Genomic DNA, 3038 nt, shown 5'->3' with positions numbered 1-3038 from the left:
CGGCGGCGAGCGCGCCGCGAAGCGGCGCGAGCAAGGTGACGGACCAGAAGCCGAAGGTCGGATGCGCGCGCGGCCCGTCCGGTCCCGGCGACCCGGCGATCGCGACCGGACGGCCCCGCGTCGCGGTCGCGGCGCGCAGGACCGGCACAAGATCGGCCGGAAAGGCCGGCGTGTCGGCGGCGGCGGTCACGATCGCCTCGAACCCCTGCCCCGCACCCCATTCCAGCCCGGAGAGCAACCCGGCGAGCGGCCCGACCGCGCCGAACGGCCCGTCCGACAGCACCGGCAGGCCGAAGGCGGCGAACCGCTCCGGCGGGCCGTTCGCGCTCAGGGCGAGGGCATCGACGCCAGGACGCAGCTGGGCGATCACATGGGCGAGGATCGGTCGATCGCCGAGCAGCAACAGGCCCTTGTCGCCGCCGCCGAGCCGCGTCGAACCGCCCCCGGCGAGGATGACGCCGCCGATCACGCGGCGGCCGGACGGCGGGAGGGGGCGAGGGAAATGGTCATTTCCGGGTTGATGCACGGCCGCGCCTCACGATAGACGCAACGGCGGGCCGGCGCCAAGGACAAGCGCGAGAATCGCCGCCGGCCTTCGGGGAATCCGTCCATGCAACAGGCGCCGCGCCGCAAGGCATTCCTTCTCGGTCTGCGGGATGGGGCGCCCTTCGTCCTCGTCGTCGTGCCCTTCGGCCTCCTGTTCGGCGTCGCGGCGCGCGAGGCGGGCTGGAACCTCGCGCAGATCCTCGGGATGAGCGTCTTCGTCATCGCCGGCGCCTCGCAATTCACGGCGCTGCAACTCCTGTCGGATCAGGCGCCGCTCGTCATCGTCATCGTCACGGCGCTGGCCGTGAACCTGCGGCTCGCCATGTATTCGGCCAGCCTCGCGCCGCTGATCGGCGCCGCGCCCTTCTGGCAGCGGGCGCTCATCGGCTATGCGCTGACCGACCAGACCTATGGCACCACGATCACGAACGCGACGCTGCGCCCGCCGATGAGCGCGCAGGAACGCGTGTGGCACTTCTTCGGTTCGGCCGCGGCGATCTGCCCGCCCTGGTATGTCTCGAGCATCGCCGGCGCGCTGATCGGTTCGGCGATCCCGCCCGCGCTCGCGCTCGACTTCGCGGTGCCGATCACCTTTATCGCCCTCGTCGCGCCGATGCTGCGCAGCCCGCCGCATGTGGCGGCCGCCTTCGTATCGGTGGCGGTCTCGCTGGCGCTCGCCTGGATGCCCTACAATCTCTGGCTGCTGATCGCCGCGGTTCTCGCCATGCTGACCGGCGCCGGTGTCGAACTCCTGCTGGAGCGGCGGCGATGAGCAGGGACGCCGCCATATGGCTGGTGATCCTCTGCCTCGGGATCGGCACCTATCTGATCCGGCTGTCGTTTCTCGGGCTGATCGGCGACCGGCCGCTGCCGGCCTGGGCCTCGCGGCTGCTGCGCTACGTGCCGGTCGCGGTGATGCCGGGCCTCGTGGCGCCACTGGTCGTCTGGCCGGCGGCGACCGGCGGTCATGCGGACGCCCCGCGCATCGCCGCCGCCATCGCCGCGCTGGCGGTCGGCGCGATCACCCGCGACACGCTCGGCGCCATCGTCGCGGGGATGGCAACCCTCTATCTCGCGCTTTTTCTCTTCGGGGCCTGACCCCGCGCGGCGGCGCTCAGGCGCGCAGGACGCCGCCCGTGGCCTTGGCGACGCCGGCGACGACCTTGGCCGAAACGGCTTCGATCTCGGCCTCGGTCAGCGTGGCGACGGTCGGCCGCAGCCGGACGGCGATGGCAAGGGACTTCTTGCCGGGTCCCATCTGCGCCTCGGCCTTCGGCCCCTCGAACAGGTCGAACAGCGTGACCTCGGTGATCAGCGCCTTGTCCGCGCCGCGCGCCGCCCTCAGCACCGCCTCGGCCTCCACCGCCGCGTCGAGCACGAAGGCGAAGTCCCGCTCGACCGCCTGCAGATCGGAAATGGCGAGCGGCGGTCGGGTGGCGCCCCGCGCCTTGGGGAAGGGCGTGTTGGCGAGCCACAGGGTGAAGGCGACGGCCGGCCCCTTGACGTCGAGCGCGGACAGCACCCGGGGATGCAACTCGCCGAAGGCGGCGAGCACCACCTTGGGACCGAGGGTCAGCACCGCCGAGCGGCCGGGGTGAAACCAGCCGGGCGCGGCGCGCTGGATCATCGGCGCGGGCGGCGCGCCGATCGCGCCGAGCGCGGCCTCGGCGTCGGCCCGGGCGTCATGGAGATCGACCGCGCGCCGCGTGCCATGGGCATTGCGCGCCGCCGTGGCGCCGACGCGCAGGCCGGTCGCGACCAGCGTCTGTTCCCCCGGCTCGCCGCCCGGGAACACCTGCCCCACCTCGAAAAGGGCGAGATCGGCGAAGCCGCGGGCCTGGTTGCGCGCCGCCGCCCGCAACAGGCCCGGCAGGAGATCGGGGCGCAGATGGCTCATCTCGCTGCTGATCGGATTTTCGAGCCGCGTCGCCTCGGACCCGCCGCCGAAGAGACGCGCGGCGGCGTCGTCGATGAAGCTGTAGGTCACGCATTCGTCATAGCCGAGCGCGGCGATCCGCCGCCGCGCCTGACCCTCGCGCCGCTGGCCGGGGGTGAGGATCGGCCGCGCCACCCCGGCCGGGCGGGTAAGCGGCTTGCCCCGCAGCCGGGTCAGCGAGGCGACACGCGCGATTTCCTCGACGAGATCGGCCTCGCCATGCACATCGAGCCGCCAGGAGGGCACCGCGACATCGAAGCCGCCTTCGGCCTCGGTCACGACGAAGCCGAGCGCGGTCAGGATGCGCGCCTGCTCGCCGGTCTCGATCTCCATCCCGACCAGCGAGACGACGCGGGCGGGGTCGAGCCGATAGCTCCGCGCCGTCGCGGGCGGTTGGCCCGCCGTGAAGACCTCCGCAGGAACGCCACCGCAGAGATCGAGGATCAGGCGCGTGGCAAGTTCGATCCCGGGCCGGGTGAATTCGGGATCGACGCCCCGCTCGAAACGATAGCGCGCGTCGGAATTGACCCGCAGGCGCCGGCCGGCCCGCGCGGTG

Annotated in this window: 4 protein-coding genes; 2 read left to right on the top strand and 2 right to left on the bottom strand. The window is 72.9% G+C overall.

The genetic code is table 11. The features are described 5' to 3' along the window. Window positions 1-469: NTP transferase domain-containing protein (locus tag KBA23_RS16540; protein WP_290743315.1), on the bottom strand; the 469-nt coding region annotated here is incomplete at its 3' end. Window positions 470-610: 141 nt separating this feature from the next. Here KBA23_RS16540 and KBA23_RS16535 point away from each other — a divergent pair. Beyond that, the gene (locus KBA23_RS16535) at window positions 611-1318 is read left to right on the top strand and encodes an AzlC family ABC transporter permease (protein ID WP_290743312.1); all 708 of its coding nucleotides are present in this window, start codon (window positions 611-613) and stop codon (window positions 1316-1318) included. After that, window positions 1315-1644 carry an AzlD domain-containing protein gene (locus tag KBA23_RS16530; protein ID WP_290743309.1) on the top strand — a complete coding sequence of 110 codons (330 nt, stop codon included), beginning with the start codon at window positions 1315-1317 and terminating at the stop codon, window positions 1642-1644. Before KBA23_RS16535 ends, KBA23_RS16530 begins: the two co-directional genes overlap by 4 nt. Before the next feature lie 16 nt (window positions 1645-1660). Here the strand turns inward: KBA23_RS16530 and KBA23_RS16525 are convergent. Beyond that, on the bottom strand, window positions 1661-3038 hold a 1378-nt coding region (locus tag KBA23_RS16525), incomplete at its 5' end, for a phenylalanine--tRNA ligase subunit beta (protein ID WP_290743307.1).

This window comes from Amaricoccus sp., assembly GCF_017995835.1.
Lineage (GTDB): Bacteria > Pseudomonadota > Alphaproteobacteria > Rhodobacterales > Rhodobacteraceae > Amaricoccus.
This window is presented reverse-complemented; position numbering and strand designations above follow the sequence as displayed.

What these genes read in the sequence shown, in the direction of transcription:
- KBA23_RS16535 (WP_290743312.1), top strand. Translation starts at nt 611, where the DNA reads ATGCAACAGGCGCCGCGCCGCAAGGCATTCCTTCTCGGTCTGCGGGAT.
- KBA23_RS16530 (WP_290743309.1), top strand. Translation starts at nt 1,315, where the DNA reads ATGAGCAGGGACGCCGCCATATGGCTGGTGATCCTCTGCCTCGGGATC.